This is a genomic window from Candidatus Nitrosocosmicus sp. FF01 (assembly GCF_047711275.1).
Classification (GTDB): Archaea; Thermoproteota; Nitrososphaeria; order Nitrososphaerales; family Nitrososphaeraceae; genus Nitrosocosmicus.
The window spans coordinates 248465-266153 of the sequence record NZ_JBLNIG010000002.1 but is presented as its reverse complement, the minus strand read 5'-3'; the positions used below and the strand labels follow the sequence as shown (position 1 = coordinate 266153).

17 protein-coding genes are annotated in these 17689 nt (G+C 33.5%); 7 read left to right on the top strand and 10 right to left on the bottom strand.

Features of this window, described 5'->3' with window-relative positions:
* Positions 1-57: 57 nt before the first annotated feature.
* Complete coding sequence (locus tag ACMT7R_RS06825; RefSeq protein ID WP_415310871.1) at positions 58-1227, bottom strand: site-2 protease family protein; 1170 nt, start codon at positions 1225-1227, stop codon at positions 58-60.
* A gap of 263 nt (positions 1228-1490) precedes the next feature.
* Between ACMT7R_RS06825 and ACMT7R_RS06820 the strand changes: the two genes are divergently transcribed.
* From ACMT7R_RS06820 to ACMT7R_RS06810, 3 genes are all read left to right on the top strand, one after another.
* Complete coding sequence (locus ACMT7R_RS06820; RefSeq protein ID WP_415310870.1) at positions 1491-1976, top strand: universal stress protein; 486 nt, start codon at positions 1491-1493, stop codon at positions 1974-1976.
* A gap of 547 nt (positions 1977-2523) precedes the next feature.
* Positions 2524-3837 (top strand): hypothetical protein, encoded by a 1314-nt coding sequence (locus tag ACMT7R_RS06815; RefSeq protein ID WP_415310869.1) that lies wholly within the window; start codon positions 2524-2526, stop codon positions 3835-3837.
* Positions 3838-5022: 1185 nt separating this feature from the next.
* Positions 5023-6087, top strand: coding sequence for an NAD(P)-dependent alcohol dehydrogenase (locus tag ACMT7R_RS06810; RefSeq protein WP_415310868.1), 1065 nt, complete (start codon positions 5023-5025; stop codon positions 6085-6087).
* A gap of 190 nt (positions 6088-6277) precedes the next feature.
* Here ACMT7R_RS06810 and ACMT7R_RS06805 read toward each other — a convergent pair whose 3' ends face one another.
* On the bottom strand, positions 6278-6475 hold the full coding sequence (locus tag ACMT7R_RS06805; protein ID WP_415310867.1) for a hypothetical protein: 198 nt from the start codon (positions 6473-6475) through the stop codon (positions 6278-6280).
* A gap of 60 nt (positions 6476-6535) precedes the next feature.
* Positions 6536-6790 carry a hypothetical protein gene (locus tag ACMT7R_RS06800; protein ID WP_415310866.1) on the bottom strand — a complete coding sequence of 85 codons (255 nt, stop codon included), beginning with the start codon at positions 6788-6790 and terminating at the stop codon, positions 6536-6538.
* Positions 6791-6990: 200 nt separating this feature from the next.
* Here ACMT7R_RS06800 and ACMT7R_RS06795 point away from each other — a divergent pair, with 200 nt between their 5' ends.
* Positions 6991-7446, top strand: a complete 456-nt coding sequence (locus ACMT7R_RS06795; protein WP_415310865.1) for a hypothetical protein — start codon at positions 6991-6993, stop codon at positions 7444-7446.
* A gap of 164 nt (positions 7447-7610) precedes the next feature.
* On the opposite strand, the gene ACMT7R_RS06790 is transcribed toward ACMT7R_RS06795, so the two are convergent.
* The 4 genes from ACMT7R_RS06790 to ACMT7R_RS06775 form a co-directional block, all read right to left on the bottom strand.
* Positions 7611-8477 carry a glycosyltransferase gene (locus tag ACMT7R_RS06790; protein ID WP_415310864.1) on the bottom strand — a complete coding sequence of 289 codons (867 nt, stop codon included), beginning with the start codon at positions 8475-8477 and terminating at the stop codon, positions 7611-7613.
* 703 nt (positions 8478-9180) lie between these two features.
* A complete protein-coding gene (locus ACMT7R_RS06785; protein ID WP_415310863.1) occupies positions 9181-9585 on the bottom strand; it encodes a hypothetical protein in 405 nt (134 codons plus the stop codon).
* Positions 9586-10231: 646 nt separating this feature from the next.
* On the bottom strand, positions 10232-10627 hold the full coding sequence (locus ACMT7R_RS06780) for an Hsp20/alpha crystallin family protein (RefSeq protein ID WP_415310862.1): 396 nt from the start codon (positions 10625-10627) through the stop codon (positions 10232-10234).
* Positions 10628-10759: 132 nt separating this feature from the next.
* Positions 10760-11449 (bottom strand): dienelactone hydrolase family protein, encoded by a 690-nt coding sequence (locus tag ACMT7R_RS06775; RefSeq protein WP_415310861.1) that lies wholly within the window; start codon positions 11447-11449, stop codon positions 10760-10762.
* 412 nt (positions 11450-11861) lie between these two features.
* Here ACMT7R_RS06775 and ACMT7R_RS06770 point away from each other — a divergent pair, with 412 nt between their 5' ends.
* The 3 genes from ACMT7R_RS06770 (at position 11862) to ACMT7R_RS06760 (ending at position 14643) form a co-directional block, all read left to right on the top strand.
* Positions 11862-12551: a phosphoribosyltransferase gene (locus ACMT7R_RS06770; protein ID WP_415310860.1), complete on the top strand. Its 690-nt coding sequence runs from the start codon at positions 11862-11864 to the stop codon at positions 12549-12551.
* Between the two features lie 249 nt (positions 12552-12800).
* Positions 12801-13079, top strand: coding sequence for a hypothetical protein (locus ACMT7R_RS06765; protein WP_415310859.1), 279 nt, complete (start codon positions 12801-12803; stop codon positions 13077-13079).
* A 187-nt stretch (positions 13080-13266) separates the two neighbouring features.
* A complete protein-coding gene (locus ACMT7R_RS06760; protein WP_415310858.1) occupies positions 13267-14643 on the top strand; it encodes an erythromycin esterase family protein in 1377 nt (458 codons plus the stop codon).
* 200 nt (positions 14644-14843) lie between these two features.
* Here ACMT7R_RS06760 and gap read toward each other — a convergent pair whose 3' ends face one another.
* The 3 genes from gap to pncB form a co-directional block, all read right to left on the bottom strand.
* The gene (gap, locus tag ACMT7R_RS06755) at positions 14844-15878 is read right to left on the bottom strand and encodes a type I glyceraldehyde-3-phosphate dehydrogenase (protein WP_415310857.1); all 1035 of its coding nucleotides are present in this window, start codon (positions 15876-15878) and stop codon (positions 14844-14846) included.
* Between the two features lie 265 nt (positions 15879-16143).
* Positions 16144-16350: a hypothetical protein gene (locus tag ACMT7R_RS06750; protein WP_415310856.1), complete on the bottom strand. Its 207-nt coding sequence runs from the start codon at positions 16348-16350 to the stop codon at positions 16144-16146.
* 172 nt (positions 16351-16522) lie between these two features.
* Positions 16523-17587 carry a nicotinate phosphoribosyltransferase gene (gene pncB, locus ACMT7R_RS06745; RefSeq protein WP_415310855.1) on the bottom strand — a complete coding sequence of 355 codons (1065 nt, stop codon included), beginning with the start codon at positions 17585-17587 and terminating at the stop codon, positions 16523-16525.
* Between the last annotated feature and the right edge of the window lie 102 nt (positions 17588-17689).

Genomic DNA, 17689 nt, shown 5'->3' with positions numbered 1-17689 from the left:
GAAAATTAAGAGTCTCATGAACCAGTAAGCAAGAAGAAACTATTTTGATCATTGGGTTTATTTATTTCGTTTATTCAAAAAGGATTTTCTTTCATCCATTGCTTCAATTATGTCTGTCTTGCTAACAATTCCTTCCAGTATGTCGCCATTGTCGCAAACAAGGATCTTGTCTTGGTTTTCTTTAATCATGATTGAAAGTGCCTTATCAGCAGTATCATTTACATTCAGCAACTTTATCTCGCTTTTTGAGGACATCACATCCTTAACAAGAATGGTATCTCTTTCTGGCTCTGGAATACTTAAACAACTTTTGAGAGTAACTATGCCAACAATCTCGTAGTTTATTTTTGTTACTGGAAAAGAACTTTTCATATAAATATTAAAGTAGTTTCTTAAGATGTTATTGACTGTAATATCTTCTGGTACAGAAATAATATTAGTTTTCATCAATTCGCTCAATCTAATCTTGGATAGTATCTTCATAATGTCATACTGATACATATAGGATTGCGCTCCGTTTTGCAAAAACCATCCTATTAATATAATCCACATGCCACTAACAAAGGATCCAGAAAGGATTATCAATATTCCCAACCCAAAAAAGACATAGGATATGATAACACCAATTCTTACAGCGATTCTTGTAGATTTGTCGTAATTCTTGTTTCTGCTAAAAAGGAGCGATCTTAATATTCTTCCACCGTCCATTGGAAAAGCTGGAACAAGGTTGAAAATTCCTAAAATTAGGTTTAGAAAAGATGAGTAGAAAAATATCCCATTGATCATGGTTAATGCCGTATTATAAAAATCATCTGTTGATGACGAGGTAATTGGTATTGACGTGATCCACCAAAATACTGCAAATATAGTCGAGAGAACAAGACTTACTGCAGGCCCTACTATTGCCATTTTAAACTCTTTTTTAAACTCTTTGGGTTCTTCTTCAATGTCTGAGACTCCTCCAAAGATAAACAACATTATTTGTCTGACTCGTATTCCATAAGATTTTGCTACTATGGAGTGTGATAATTCATGTAGTAATACAGATAAAAATAAAATGATTGTACCTGTTATGCTCATTATCCAATAATTTACCTGATTCATTCCCGGCGAGTATTGTGGCATGAACCCATATGCAAGCGTCCATGCAATTAAAAAAAATACTAGAACAAGTGAAAAGTGCAATCTGATTGGAATCTGGTAAATTTTTGCTACTTGTAATGACATTTTATATTATAATTTTATTAAATTTATCAGCATAATAAAGACATTGATGTATCAACAAGATTTTGGGGAAATAGTGCTTGGAAAATATTCAAGTTCTACTGTTTTAAGTAGATATTTGAATCTAAATTTTTAATAAGATAACTTTAATGCTCAAATTTGTTTTTGCTTAAGAGCTCCTTGTAACCATAAATACAGTTGGTCATTTATTACTCATATAGCACTTTACAAATATAATTATTAATTTCAATGATATTATAGATGATATGATATCTAATATAGTAGTGACAGATGACGGAACCGAAATTTCAGATAAAGCAATCGAAAAGGCCTCAGAGATTGCTAATCAAATGGATGTTCCGTTAATACTTTTGCATGTAATAGATGATATAGGAATACCTGCGTCGCTAATTCTAGGAAACGACAGAGCCGCAATTGAAGTAGCTAGAGTAACGATAGGTGAAGCAATAGAGAAAGGATGGAATCAAAGAGCCAATACCATAATTGAGAAATTAAAAAAGGAAACAAACATCACTTCTGTTCGAAGTTACTGTACCTGGGGCGTTGCTTCAGAAGAAATATTGAAATTTATCGAAAAAAACAAAATAGACATCGTTGTGATGGGTGCCGGCAAACGCATGAAAGGAATATCCAAGATAGGGGCATTAGGAAGCGTTACCAGAAAAGTGTCAGAATTATCCCAATGTCCAGTACCTCATAGTCCATTAGATAATACCTATCCATCATTTTAATTATTATTATCCGAAATAGCTCTGTTCAGTATATAATACATAGTTCTCTATTATGATAGCCGACAAATAGATTCAGCCAGTTCCGTACTTGATCTATTTACAATCTCTTACCGTATAAGGAAAGTAATATTCGTCGAAACTTTCAGTTCTAATCTTTGATGTATTACATCTTCCTCTATTTATCAAACTTTTTTTCTAAAGAACAATGAATATAGTGATCTTGTTTTAAGAATATACTGCCATTAGATACCATGTACAGATACCATCCGTAGAAACTGCATACTTTCAATACTCTCTTACAACGTCTGATAGAAGCCTTTCGGCAGCAAACATGTTTCTTCCCTTAGAAATGGATAGTTTGAGAATTAGTCTATTGTCGGGCTCTATTGTAATCCATAGCCAGAAGATGAACGCTGAGCGAACCTTAATCAAGATTTCATCTACAATGAATTCAGAAACTCCTTTTCTTTTGGTTGATACTTTTAGTGGATGATATGCCTGAAAATATTTTATAGTTGAATTTGTTTATATCTGCTATCGATAACATATGAAAAATGATCGATTTCTAGACACAGTTAAGAAGAGAGATAAAAAAAATTTTCATAATGCTATTCGTATTTCTGTAATTCTATTGTTTGCCATTTCTCTTTCGTCGAGTTTTTTAACTCAAAGCCTGTTTGTATTTGGACAAAACAATAATCAGACTGATTCTTCAGACGAAAATGAAATTATTCAATATGTTCCAGACGATAATGCCAAATTAAATAATCAAGATGATGAAAAGTTAATGTCTGAGAATACATCCTATAGTCCTCTTTCTGATGATGATTCAGGTAACGGCCAACAAAACACAGATAACGGGTTGGCCAGATCAAATGATGATGACTCCGTTGTTGTCCTCTCCAGCCCTGATGAAGATTGTTTGTTCGATCCTTCTATGCCAAAGTGTGCTCCCGATGAAAATGGTAACTGTCCTGAAGGCTTTGGTATGAATGAGGATGGACAATGTTTTCCGCGAGGAGGATGCCCTGATGGTTATCACCGTGTGGATGATGATGAAAGTGGACGCTGTATTCCCAACTCCGATGGATGCCCTCCAGGAATGATATTTAGGCCTAATATGAAATCCTGCGGAGAAAAAGAATACGTATGTAGTCAATACCCTGAGTTAAAAGAATGCAAAACAAACAATGGAGGAGGAAGCGACGAAACCAGAAAAGCAGCATTTGATTCGGGGTATGGCCATGGATGTTCGGATGCAAAAATTTCTGTTGATTCTCAGAGATACATAAATCAACCAGGTAAGGGACCCTCATATCATACGTCAGATTTTATGGATGGATATTATCAGGGCTTTGACTATTGTTCTACAACTGTCAATAACCTGCCCTACGAGTCTGGTTACAATCACGGATGCAGTGATGCCAAGATAGATGACGTCACAAAAAGATACATAAATCAAGTGGGAACAGGTCCTGTATTTCATACAAACGAATTCATGAGAGGTTATTATGATGGTTTTGACACGTGTTTAGATAACAACGACTCTTCTAACATTTCAAAAGGAATATTTAAAATCATTGTAGAAGTTACTAATCATTCACCCAAAGATTTAACTGGAGAAATTACGGTCAATGTGGATCATCAACCAGAAAATATCATCAAACATGCATACGGACTATACTTTCCAGGAGGTGGAGAAATGATATCCAAGACATTTACATTCAAATCAAGTGATGTTCCTGCAGGAACATACTTTGAGGTAAATCTAGAGTACGGAGATGACAATAACCAACAATATAAATTTGGAGAAAACAGTCCTGAAAAGAAACCAGAAATAATTCGATTTGCTATTTCTTAACTTTATCATAAACTATAAAATTATGACGGTATCTTAGACCTTATAGACAGATAAATTCTCTATAACTTTATTAAAAAAAGGGACTGAAACCAGATAACATCGCCATCATCTTTTTACTTACTACTACTACAAAGGAAGATAAACACATTAGCTCAAAGACAAATACAAAATTCCCTCCAAATTATTTAATTTTGATTAAAATTTCATGCTTACGATAAGAAGAAAAAAGATGCATGTTTTAATTAATTGCTAATTGGATTATCATCAACCTGTATACCCTGATACGAGCAGAAATACCATACTAACAGACAATCTATAGCGACTCCTCTCCTACATAGTTAGCAGCGGTTAGAATCGTAAATAATAGTAATAAAGTAATAATTTGTATTAACTCTGCGTTGATATCAGGTTGTCATTTTTACATCCTCAATACACAAGAGATATACTTTTTACTAATTCTATGAGACACATACTCTGATAACCAACTAGAAAATGTTAATCACTTGATTATCTAATCCATTTTGGCTTTATTAAGATATTAACTGAAGGAGTAGTTATGAGGACAGTATTGTATGGTACTTTGCCACAAAAGTGTCTTTTAATAACGAGAATGGCAAATAAAGGCAAAAGGGAAGTTACGCGAGGCTTCCAATATGACGTTCAAACCAAAGCAAGCGCGTATCCTACTTATATTTAAACTATGATCTGCAACTACTGTCAGATCACAGTTTAAATAGTAGTTTCAAATTAGTCTTAGACTATTTTACTATTTCTAGAGAGAAAACTGGCGTCCTGCGGGTCATTTTACCTTACATAATCCATTTATGGTATAAGAAACAGGGTTTATAAGAGATAGTATAAGCACCTGCTAGTGCTATCATTATGTTATACTTTGTACATGCTAGCAGAGTCTCATTATACTGGCTTGGCAGAAAGTCATGTAAACACCTTGATACTATCCTACGTAAATTTACCTTACTTTATTTCGTTGGTTAATAGAGATTAATCATAAATATTTAGTAAGTTAGAAATGGCTTTAACTACGTTATTTAGATCGTTTTGCAACCTGTCTCGAGGTATTGAAGAATGCTAAAGAATAAAAGAAGGACAAAGAATTGAATTAAAGCACTTGTTTGAAAATTAACAATCGACAAAACTTTTCTATGCTCAATATAAATAACAACAATGGAAGGGTCAATCAGATCTGCAAGGATTCATGAATATAACAAACCACTGGAATTAGACAATATTTCCAAACCTGCCATAAGGGGAGATGAGCAAGTACTTGTTAAGGTAGGGGCTACAGGATTATGTCATAGCGATTTGCATCTTATCAACGGAGAATGGAAAGATATTCTTCCGCTAAATCTACCAAAGACTCCAGGACACGAGATAGCAGGATGGGTAGAAGAAGTTGGTAAATCAGTACCTGAAAATATTGTCAAACCTGGTGACTTGGTTGCGGTTTTTGGCGGATGGGGTTGTGGATCATGTATATATTGCAAGTCTGGAGATGAGCAGCTTTGTTCCTTTGCTAAATGGCCAGGACTATCTAGTTTTGACGGAGGATTTTCAGAATATGTTCTTGTTCCTTCATACAGATTCTTGGTTAATGTAGCTGGTTTAGGAGTACATCCTGAGAATTTGGCCCCTTTGACTGATGCGGGTTTGACACCATATAGAGCCATAAAGAAGGTAAAGAGTACTCTTGGACCTGGAAAAAAAATTGGAATAATTGGAATAGGAGGATTAGGCTCCTATGCTGTTCAATATGCCAAAATCTTGGGCAGTGGTTCTAAAATATTTGCTCTTGATAGATCCAACAGCAAATTAGAACTTGCTAGCAAGTGCGGCGCTGATTATCAAATTAATATACAATCTACTGAAAATTTGGTTGACAGAATCAGGACTGAAACAGAGGGAAAGATGCTTGATGTTATAATTGATTGTGTAGGAACTGACAGAACATTCTATGATTCTATCAACATTTTAGCAAAAGGTGGTACAATAGTAGTAGTAGGATTATTTGGGACTGCTGCTAAAATTCCCATAGCTTCAACCGTGCTAAACGAATATAGAATACTTGGATCCTTGTGGGGCAATTACAACGAACTGAGAGAGGTTATAGAATTGTTAAAGGATGGGAAGATCAAAAGTAACACCACTAAATTTAATTTAGATGATGTTAACAAAGCAATAAATCTATTGAAAGACGGTCAGATAGTTGGAAGGGGAGTATTAATTCCCTAACTTGAATGTTAAAATAGAAAATTAAAAAAGGGCTATCAGACTGATTTTGCGATGGAATAAGACATTGATGTAAAAAGCCAAGGCTCTATTAACTTAAGCCATTATATCCTTATTGTGTTCACATACAAATAGATTCAACCAATTTATCACATGATTTAGTTTACAGTTTGCTTTTCGACATGGAAAGTAATCATCGAAACTTTTCAGTCCTATCCTTAATATATTGCATAGTTCTTTCAATCAATCTTTTCTCTAAAGGAGAATGAATATGATGTCTTATCTTTAGGAACCTACAAGCCTGAGGGTACCATGTTCCACCATCTGTTGATACTGGATGCTTTCCATGAATTTTAACTAGACCTGATAAGAATCTCTCAGCAATGAACATGTTTCTTTCCTTGGAGATAGATAGTGCGAGAATTTGCCTGTTCTTAGGCTCTATTGCTACCTAGAGCCAGATGTATTCTGAACCAACCTTAATAATGGTTTCATCTACTATGTACTCTGAAATTTTCTTCCTCTTTAATAATATCCTTTGATGATTATGTTTCTGAATCCAATTCCATATGGCTACATGACTTCTCTTGACTTTGTGTAGAAAGAACATTGCTTTGGCAACGCCTCTGGTTGATAATCCCAGAAAATACAAATACAAAGCACGTTCAATATCTAACGAAGGTGTTCTGTTTCTTTTGCTTAACATAACTGAAATAGAGCATCTTCAAGCTATAGATTTTAAGTTAAGTTAACAGCGCCCAAATGATAATTTAAAATATTCATATCTTTTAGATACGATCATAAAGATTTGTGAGTGCACAAAATAAATAGAATTCTCGCTACTGTTTAGCAGGATGTAAAAGACTTGTAACTAAAACGCATGAAGGAGTTTTAAAGAAAACATAGATGGCTATACAATGGGACTCTTTAATAATAGAAATGGTTCTATTAGCTGGAATAATATGGTTTTCCATATATATTGAACATTGGGCGTATCAGCGATCTAATAGGAAAGAAGACGAAAAATCTTTGAAAAATATTCTAAAATTCATTGAAGATGACTTGGAACACAGGAAAAGATTTGTAAATGAATCCTTGCAATATAAAGACTATAAACCATTTCTCACTGATATGTGGGATGCAGTTATAACTGCTGGAAAACAATCTCTTTTAGATTTCAAATTATTCCAAATTATTCAAAGGGCATATTCGTGGATGAAATACTATAATAGTGAACTGGAGTGGATTAAGAAAAATGAACTTGATAATAAAACCCTTGATGGATTATTAATTGATGTCGACAAATCAATTGAAAAGGCATTAGACAAGATACATGAATTTAATAATCACCAAAAGCTTTGAGAAAGGATATAGCAGAATATTTGTATCATTCTCTTTGTAGACCAGTTTCCTTGCAGTTATTTGCTTATCCGACGGTTTAATTTTCTATGTATTTTACTTGGTACTATTCTCTCTTAAGGAACAGAGGAAGTTTCACACATAATACATTATAAACCTAATAATTTCTAGAGCTCGACATTTCTACAGTTGTCTAACCTGTTATACTTTACAGCCTCATTTAATACAGTAAAGGAAACCTGTTCAGCCATTATACGCAGGTTTCCGACCTCTTCTCTATAAGTATCAAGCGACGTATGATCTTTAAATCCCATGTATACCTCTTTTATCTTAAATCCACTCATCAATGTCTCAATTAAAAACCATATATCGATACCCCAGCCATCAGGTGTTTGACTTCTATTGTTATGTTCTATTAATTTATCCCAGACTTTCATGGCTGCACACACCTCTCCGCTTAAAGGCTGCTTAAATTGTCGTGCTTCAGGAAAAAAAACTTCAAGCATGGGCCTTGCAATTAATTTTGTTACAGCTCCGTCTCTGGGATGTCTATCATAATATCCTCTAGTCATATCGTATCCTTCTTCGAGAATTGGGGCAACCAGTAAGTCCACCCAATCTCTTGAAAGATTCTTTATATCTGAATCAAGAAAAAGAGCCAAATCATATCTGTTGTGACTTTTGGTGTTATCTTTATTAGCATTATCTAAATTATTTTTTTTATTTGAATATTTGCCATGCAATGCTTCCTCTAAGCCTGCTCTCATGGCTATTCCCTTGCCTGGATATTTTTTTAATGGTTGTTGTATCACCGTTGTTCTTTCCAACCTCTCTGCAATATTAATAGTATTATCAGTAGAAAAGCCATCAACTACAATAATATCTGGATCATATTTACTTTGTCTGGCATTTGATATGGCATTCTCAATAGTAGTCTCAGAGTTTTTTGTACAAAAAATTATTACTAATTTAGGATTTTCCAATCTATCTTTCACATTTATCTCATCTTTTAGCTTTTCTTCAGTTTTCAACATACTCTAAGAGAAGTAGTTCGGCTTGTTATAAGTTTCTGTAACAACAACATTCTACTCAAATAATCTCGATAATTATTTGTATTATCATAATAGTGACATATTTTCAGAGCATTAATTGTCATATCCCATACTTTTTATTGTATCAATTATGTAAATATTGGATATTCGCTAATATCTGGGTAAAATAGTACCTTTTTTCTTTTATCTTTGATAATTTTACCATATTTAGATACGTACCCTACAGTATCCTCAAAGACCATATAGATAATGATCCTAGTCCTACTTTTCGAGGATTTTTTTAATGTCCATATTTGCTATCTTTTCATGCTCTAAGGTTACATTCGCTAGCTCGGATAGTGTGGTCTCAAAATCCTATTTATTATTCATTCAGTACCATTACTCTCCTATTTGATATCGCAGCAATTTATTGGTCTTATTTTAAGAAAAGGAAATATTCTTTATATTTGAGTTGGACTACCTTCACCACAAGGATAAAATTCCTTAATACAATACTCATAAAGTGAATTACACAATAACTTTCTTTGAACATATGTCTAAGGTTCTAGGAACCTCTATGTCTTTTATTATAACCATATTTCAAAATAAAGATAAGTTAGCACGAAATGGTAACCAGACAAACAAGCGATGTCGGTTTACTAATTAAAGGAAAACCAAAATTTAAAACTGTTAAAACCTCAGATACTTAAAATTTGTTTTTATTCCATTCAATGATTTTTTCGATCCTGGATACCTCGCTCTCCAATTTACTGATCTGTACTTCTTTAAATGGAAGAACAGAATTGAGTTTTGCTCGAATTTCCTTTAGTCCCATCAAATACGAATCCAAGACATCCTTTACGATGTTCTTTTCATAAATTTGACCGTGAGTATCGCTATAACTCAATACGAAACTATCGTATATTGCATCCAATTTAGTAAAAGTTTCTGTAATTATTTCTTTGATAAGCGCTTTTTCGGTTAACAATTGTTCGTCCAATAATCTCGAAACTTCTTGTTTCTTAAAAAGAAAAGCATTCTTAATTGATTCGTTATACTTGTAGTCATTGGAATTAGAATTAGAGGTAGACTCTTCGATATCGGCAGTCATTGCACTTTATGTTAATATTATTTTTATTCATATACTTATCGTCCAAGTTATTATTTCTATTTCATATTTTGAAGATGTTTTATCTCTTTGCTATTCCGGAAATAAACATCTTAAACCTGTTTAGTCAATCGGTTATTTGCTATTGTATTTTAGTAGACGTGATAGTATATTCAATATGAACGATTGTACAGGTCTTTTTTCCCTCTGTAGGTATATATCAATTCATTTTAAATTTTTTGGTTAAATAAAGATTTGTTGATATTCCAGATAATAGAACTGATTCGGATAAAAAAGGCAGATTATTTATACGAAATGCTAATAAAGACAATCAAAAAGTAATGACTTATAGATAGATAAATAATATAATATTAAATCACAATAAAATGCAATAGGGGATTGTTTTAGTAGTGTAAAAGCAACTTCGTCTGCTGATTTATACTCTACATTATTATATATTGAAACAATCTGGAAAAATATTAGGAATGATATAATTTGCAGATTATTGTATTAAATTTGATAGCACAATTTTAAAGTCTAACAACATTCTAAATTTAAATTATTCTACCGCTATTTTCGTTTCCTCCTTTGAAATAACTGTGGGAACTTTGGTAAATTGTTCTCCAGTATTTCGTTATTAAGTTTCGCGCTAATTTTTGATTGAACAATTTCCTCTTAAAGGAATAGCGCGATATACAGATTTAAAAGATCTTTCATTGTAAATGTAGTTTTTATCTTTTTCCTCGACTTTTTCAGATTGCTTTGTGCTTACTTCAATGCTATTTTTAGTTGCCTTGATATCGATATTCTTCTTATCAATACCGGGCATTTCCAATTGTACCTCGTATCTATCGTCCTTGTCAATTAAATCACATAATGCTTTTCTACTCTCTTTCTCATCAAAGAATATAGGAAATCCCAAATCATAACTAAGTGGCCATTTCATAGTGCTTTCTAATTCGTCTCTAAAATTATCAAAGATGGTATCGATCCTCCGAGAAATCCCTTCCTTATTCTTATTATCTTTCTTTGTTTCAATTGACATATTTTGATAAACACCTAGCTAGAACTTCTATTTGACTTTAGTGAATCAAAAAGCACAAATCCCAGTATTGATAAAGATCAATACCACACATTGTAGTCGTTTCTACCCTTCCGAATTTAATTTAGATCTATTCTATAGATGTTTAGTAAACCATTCCGCAGCATATTTTGCAACCTCTTCTAATTTTCCAGGCTCCTCAAAAAGATGTGACGCCCCAGGTATTATGATAATCTGTTTATGCTTTACATTAGGAAGCTGGTTTTCTAATACATATTTATTCCATCTTATAACCGGCTCATCATTCTCTCCTACAATAAATAATATAGGACAGACTATGTTTTCGGTAGATACATACGTGTGAGCGAGGTCTACTCTTCCACCTCTAGATACAACGGCCTTTATTACATTCTTCATTTTTTCTGCAGCTATTAGTGCAGCAGCAGCACCCGTACTTGCTCCAAAATACCCTATTTCTTTTGCTGTGTGTTTTTGATGTACCTGGTGATTAACAAGAAATTGAGTTACTAACGTAAGCCTATCAGCCAAAAGAGGAATATTAAATCGATATTCAGCGGTAATATTGTCTATACGTTCTTCATTTTCAGTTAATAAATCAACAAGTAGTGTTGAAATGCCGCACTCATTCAAAATTCTTGATACAAATTTGTTTCTTGGACTATGACGTCCACTACCACTACCATGAGCGAAAACAACCATTTTTTGCGATTTGCTTATAAAATTGAGATTTCCTTCAAGAAACTCGTTGTTTATGGGAATTTTTATGGTATCTTCACTGATATGAATCCTGTGAAGGCTATTCATATGCATTATTAAAACTGGTAAAATTTATTTATTTATTTATTCATTCATTCAGTGTTACCATTAGATTATCAGATTAAATGCTTTTATTTTTGACATATTAGCGGGTATAGTCTGGTCTGCGATCTTTCGTCACTTTCCGTAAATCATTATCTTTAAAATCAGTCAGAAAATGGAATCCTTTCTTCTCTTCTCTTTTTTCTAGATAAAATAGTGGTGATATTGGTGATAGTGGCGGCGATGGCTGCTGGGATTAGACCTATAAGAGGTAATCAATATAAAGTTCTCAAATCAAATATTTTGATTTGTATGTTTGTTTACTATCATATCATTTCATTTTATGCGGTTCTAAATTGTTACTATGTTATTGTCTGAGCACAACTTTATTATCTGCATATTCTCATATATTCTGATTATGAGTACTCTATTTGAAGATCGAAATGACGCTGCCTATAAACTCGCCAAAGAGATAGAAGGTTATTTAAAATATGAGCAAAAAAATGTTACTTTTTCAAATAAGGACCTAATAGTTTTAGCGATCCCAAGAGGAGGAATCGTACTAGCCAATGTTATTGCATCCCATTTTGAGTGCGAACTTGATGTCATAGTTTCAAGAAAAATTAGACATGAATCAAACGAAGAATTGGCTATTGGTGCAGTAATGCCAGATGGCACGTTTTTTATAAACGAAAGGATACTAAAAATCTTGCCAATCTCTCGAAAGTATCTAGAACAGGAGATTGAATTTCAAAGAAAGGAAATTAATCGGCGATTGATGGAGTTTAGAGGAACCACTTCTTATGCAGATAAATTAAACAACAAAATTATAATATTAGTAGATGATGGAATAGCAACGGGTGCAACAATTACAGCATCAGCAAAGTGGCTAGAAAAGAACTATTCATATAACAAATTAATCATAGCAGTTCCTGTAGCACCAAAAACATCTGAAACTGTTGATATTTTAAGCACAATCGCAGATAAGGTGATTGTCCTGTATTCTCCACAAGATTTTTCTGCAGTTGGTCAATTCTATCAAAGGTTTGATCAGGTAAGTGACAATGAAGTAAAAGAGATTATGAGAAGGTATCATTTTAATATATAATTTACAAGCAAGTTTTATTATTGAATTAGTTAAAAGAAAAAAAGACAATCGGAGTAGAAATGTATATAATGTGATCGCTGACAGTCTACCAATTGCAGAAAAATCGCACATATTTTGTTGTTGCAATTCATTCACATTTTCATCTAATGGCCTAAATCATAGATTAATCTTATTATCAAAGTTATTTTCTGGTGCATAGAATTAACTTTACTATAAAAGTATATTTAAAAGAGTGCCATCTTGGTTCCTATGGAGGAAGTAGAGAAAGAAAAAGAAGAAAAAGAAAAAGAAAACTTTACCGACATCAGCTGCTCCAAATTCTATCCATATGTTCCTGGAAAATCAAATCCTGTCCTACCTAACGGAAGATTTAATTCAACTGCACTTTCAGAAAAAGATACTTCAGATTCAACATCTCGTAGTGATAATGATCGATTGTCTAAACCTATTAATCTATTCTCAAGCGAATTTAGAAAGATAGACAAAGATTTAAAGAAAATGCACAGGATATGGAGTAATATCGACTAGCTGTCCTTTCGATTATCACTTAGATCTACTTCATCAGTAAAGGTGTAGACAAACAAGTCTATTTGACCTATATTATATTTGATACAATTATAATAATAACAAATTACTTTTATGATGTTTTTTCTTGTCTTCTAAATATTAAGATGAAAATCTTTTTCTCCTGAGCTGCTTTATTTTAAATATAATAATGAATATAGAATTTGATTATGATTTATTAGAGAGTCCAAAGAATATAGATTTTTTATTAGATAGAATCGGTGATGCAGAATACGTTTTGTTGGGAGAAGCATCTCACGGCACCTCTGAATTTTACAAATGGCGCAGTGAGATCTCAAAACGATTGATCAAAGAAAAAGGTTTTTCATTTATTGCAGTAGAGGGAGATTGGCCCGATTGTTATAAGGTAAACAGGTACGTGAAAGGCAATTCTGAAATCTATAAAACTGCAAAAGAGCTGCTTTACTCTTTTAATAGATGGCCCACATGGATGTGGGCAAATATAGAAATGATTGAGTTAGTCGAATGGTTAAAAGAATATAACAAAAATGCAGGCGATGGTGAGGATCACAAGGTGGGCTTCTACGGGTTAGACCTTTATAGTTTATGGGAGTCGATGGAAGAAATAATTCAATACCTTAAGAGGGTAGATCCCTTGTTGCTAAAGGATGCCATTAAAGCCTATAATTGCTTTGAACCATACAACAAGGAAGTAGAAGCATACGCTCGGGCAACAGCATTTGTACCCAAGAATTGTGAAAAGGAAGTAATTGATATGTTAGTAGCATTAAGGAGCAGACATGCAACGCTTGGCAAGAATCATCAAAATAAGGAAGAATACTTTAATGCAAAACAAAATGCAATAATTGTAAAAGATGCTGAAAATTATTACAGAACAATGATTAGAGGGGATGTGAATTCTTGGAACCTGAGAGATACTCACATGATGGATACCTTAGAAAGATTAGTTACTTTTCACAGTAACAGTGGAAGCACTAATAAAAGAACTAAATCAATAGTTTGGGCTCATAATACCCACATTGGAGATGCAAGGTTTACAGACATGTCGCCTTCGGGTATGATAAATATTGGTCAACTTGTCAGAGAGAAGAAGGGAGTACAAAATACTGTTTTGATCGGATTTAGTACTTTTGAAGGTACAGTTATTGCAGCCAGAGAATGGGGAGCACGAATGGAAATAATGAACATGCCCAAGGCCATGGAAGATAGTTGGGATCACTTTTTACATAATCTCGATGAAGAAGAGACAGACAACGAAAATAGGGATAAAACAATCGTTTTTGAGAGGGACTCTTACCTTAATAATCTTCTACAAAAGGTTAGAGATAATGCTATTTATGATGAACATTATGAAACTCGAGGTCAGCGAGCTATAGGAGTAGTTTACAATCCTCAATATGAAAAATATGGCAATTATGTTCCAACAATACTGCCTTTGAGATATGACGCGTTATTGTTTATTGATGTCAGCAATGCTTTATATCCATTACACATCAAGCAAGTTGAAGATAAGGACCTTCCAGACACATTTCCTAGAGGAGAGTAATGACGACAGTCTACATATGCTGATTATGTTGTGCCTCTATTAAGATAAGAATTAGTACCTTCTTTACTACTGATTAGAAATGTGTATCTATTAACACCTACATATTTCGATATATAATGGGATGAGGTGAAGGTGAAGGTGGGATATATTCCAAAAATATATCTCAATCACATTTATGAAATCATAATTATATAGTGTATTTAAGATTTGTCCATTTTGGATAAGATAAATTTTATCAATTCAACCATTCGAGATGCAAAGCCCCATTCATTATCGTACCAAGACAAAACTTTGACTGTGTTGCTTTTCTTTCCTAATACCATAGTGCTAAGACCATCAACGATAGATGAATGAGGATCTCCTATTATGTCAGATGATACTATTGGATCTTCTGTATATGATAATATTTCCTTAAAGTTTCCTTGCGCAGCTTCCTTTAACGTGGTGTTAATTTCATTATCCGTAACCTCTTTTTCTAAGGTTACTACTAAATCTATTATAGAGCCATCGCTAACTGGTACCCTTAAAGCCATACCGTCTAACTTTCCCTTCAGTTCAGGAATCACCTCTCCAATGGACTTTGCGGCACCGGTTGTAGTAGGAATTATGGATTCTACTGCGGATCTCGCCCTCCTCATATCCTTGTGGTGCAAATCCAGAAGATTCTGATCATTTGTGAATGCATGAACTGTTGTCATAAATCCCTTTACTATTCCGTATTTATCATTGATTATTTTGGCTACGGGCGCAAGAGCATTGGTCGTACACGATGCCATAGATATTATATTGTGATTATGCGCATCATACACTTTTTCATTTATTCCCAAGATCATTGTTGCATCAGGGTTTTTTGCGGGAGCCGAAATTACTACTTTCTTTGCTCCTGCCTTGAGATGCTTGCTGGCTCCGTCCCTGTCTTTAAATTTGCCAGTTGATTCCAACACTACATCGATTTGGAGACGGTCCCACGGTAACAACTGCGGATCTTTTTCAGAAAATATATTTATTTTGTGATTGTTTATTATCAGACAGTTATTATCCTTGTCTGCAATCACTGTGCCATCAAACTTTCCAAACACTGAATCATATTTGAAAAGGTGAGCTAGAGAATTTAGATCTCCAAGATCATTTATTGCAGTAACATTAATCGTTTTATTAAACTCGTCATCCTTCAATGCTGCTCTCAAAAAAGTTCTACCTATACGCCCAAACCCATTTATTGCAATATTTTTCATAACTTGAAACAGAGATAATCTATTTTAAGTATTATTATAAAAAAAATTATAATTGCAATTTCTCTTTTATCTATCCTTTTGACAAAAATACATTATATTTCTTTGATAAATATAGTATGTTACTCCCACGTCATCTCGATAGTATTTCTGAGCTGCAATTATTTCGACTAAATCTATATGATAAGGAGGGTGGAAAAGATAATGTATATAGGTGTATGTGACTACTACTACTACTCCTTCAATTTCTAATTGCTCTTGCCTTAATCTATATGCTTCCTAATTCCTTTGCTAAGTTTACCAATTTTTGACTGTAAGATACAGGAAAACTTTGTTCTTGATCTTTTTCTGTCAGAAACGGGATCATTTGAATTTGTTTCTTGTGGTATTGTTGTGTCACCGCTAATGGTGGTAGAGATTTTACAATAGAACCATTTTCAATAATCTTTTCTAAAAGAGGCAAAGATCCTTTCATGGGTTCGTCTGCCAGCGAAATTATATCTTCAACCCAGATCCCTTTATCATCTATAATTCGGTGAATTTGCTTTGGACCTGGGAATGTGTGTTTACCGGGACTTGTTTTTACCTTATAGATGGTAACATTTCTGTCAGTATCTGCAGTAATAACAGTAGGCGATTTTATATCCTTATTGCTTAGGATCTGATTTGTCTTTTCTTTGTACTTGAATGGCGACCATTTTATATACGCCGTTTAGTACCGGGCTATCTCGCGATGTACTAAGCTCAGTGCCTACAGCAAAACTATCTATTGGAGCCTTATCTTTGAGTAATTCTTTTATTATGCTTTCATTCAAGTCGCCACTTGCCATAATTTTTGTATTCCTATATCTGGTATCCTCCGCAGCATCCAGCATTTCTCTTACCTTTTTACTTAGATACAACAAGTCTCCACTATCTAGTCTTACTCCTTTTGGTAATATTCCTTCTTCGATAATTATTTTTATAGCATTTAACGTATCAAAGGTATCTACTAAAAGATAACCATCGGGAAATAGTCTTTGGAATTCTTTAAACGCTATAATTTCACTTTCAAAGCTCATAATAAACGAATGAGCCATGGTGCCGTAAACAGGTATACCAAACTGCATGCCTGCTAGAGTATTTGATGTACCTGCACATCCTCCGATAAAAGAAGCTCTTGCAGCTAAAAGAGCAGCTTGTGGACCGTGTGCCCTTCTCGAACCAAATTCAATTATTGGCTTATTGTCTGCAATATTATGAATTTTAGAAGCTTTTGTAGCGATGAGTGTTTGAAAATTGATTGTAGATAATAGATAAGTTTCTAAAAGCTGTGCTTCTATAATTGGAGCTTCAATCCTAAGTATTGGTTCATTGGGAAATAGAACTGTCCCTTCTGGAACTGCCCATAAGTCGCCAGTAAACTCTAATTCAAGCAAATAATCATAAAAATCTTGTCTTACTTTTCTAAAAACATCTAGAGATTTTAAATAGTCTATTTGATCCTTGTTAAAAGTAAAATTTGAAATGTATTCTACCGCTTGCTGTAATCCTGCAGTTACCAAATATGATCTATTTTTGGGTAGTTTCCTCACAAATAACTCGAATATACCCTCTGTTTTCCAATCTTTGTGAAACTGACTGAAATAATATCCTGCAGCCATGGTTATTTCATAAAAGTCCGTTAATAGTGCTGCATTTTTGTCAAAATTACTAACATTAGTATATTTCAATTCAATTTATTATGCTACTGAGTATAATAAATTATCATGTTGTTTTATCCCAATTTGTAACGTCGTTTTCTTAAACTGTTTTGAAGATTGTCTTTTATCTGA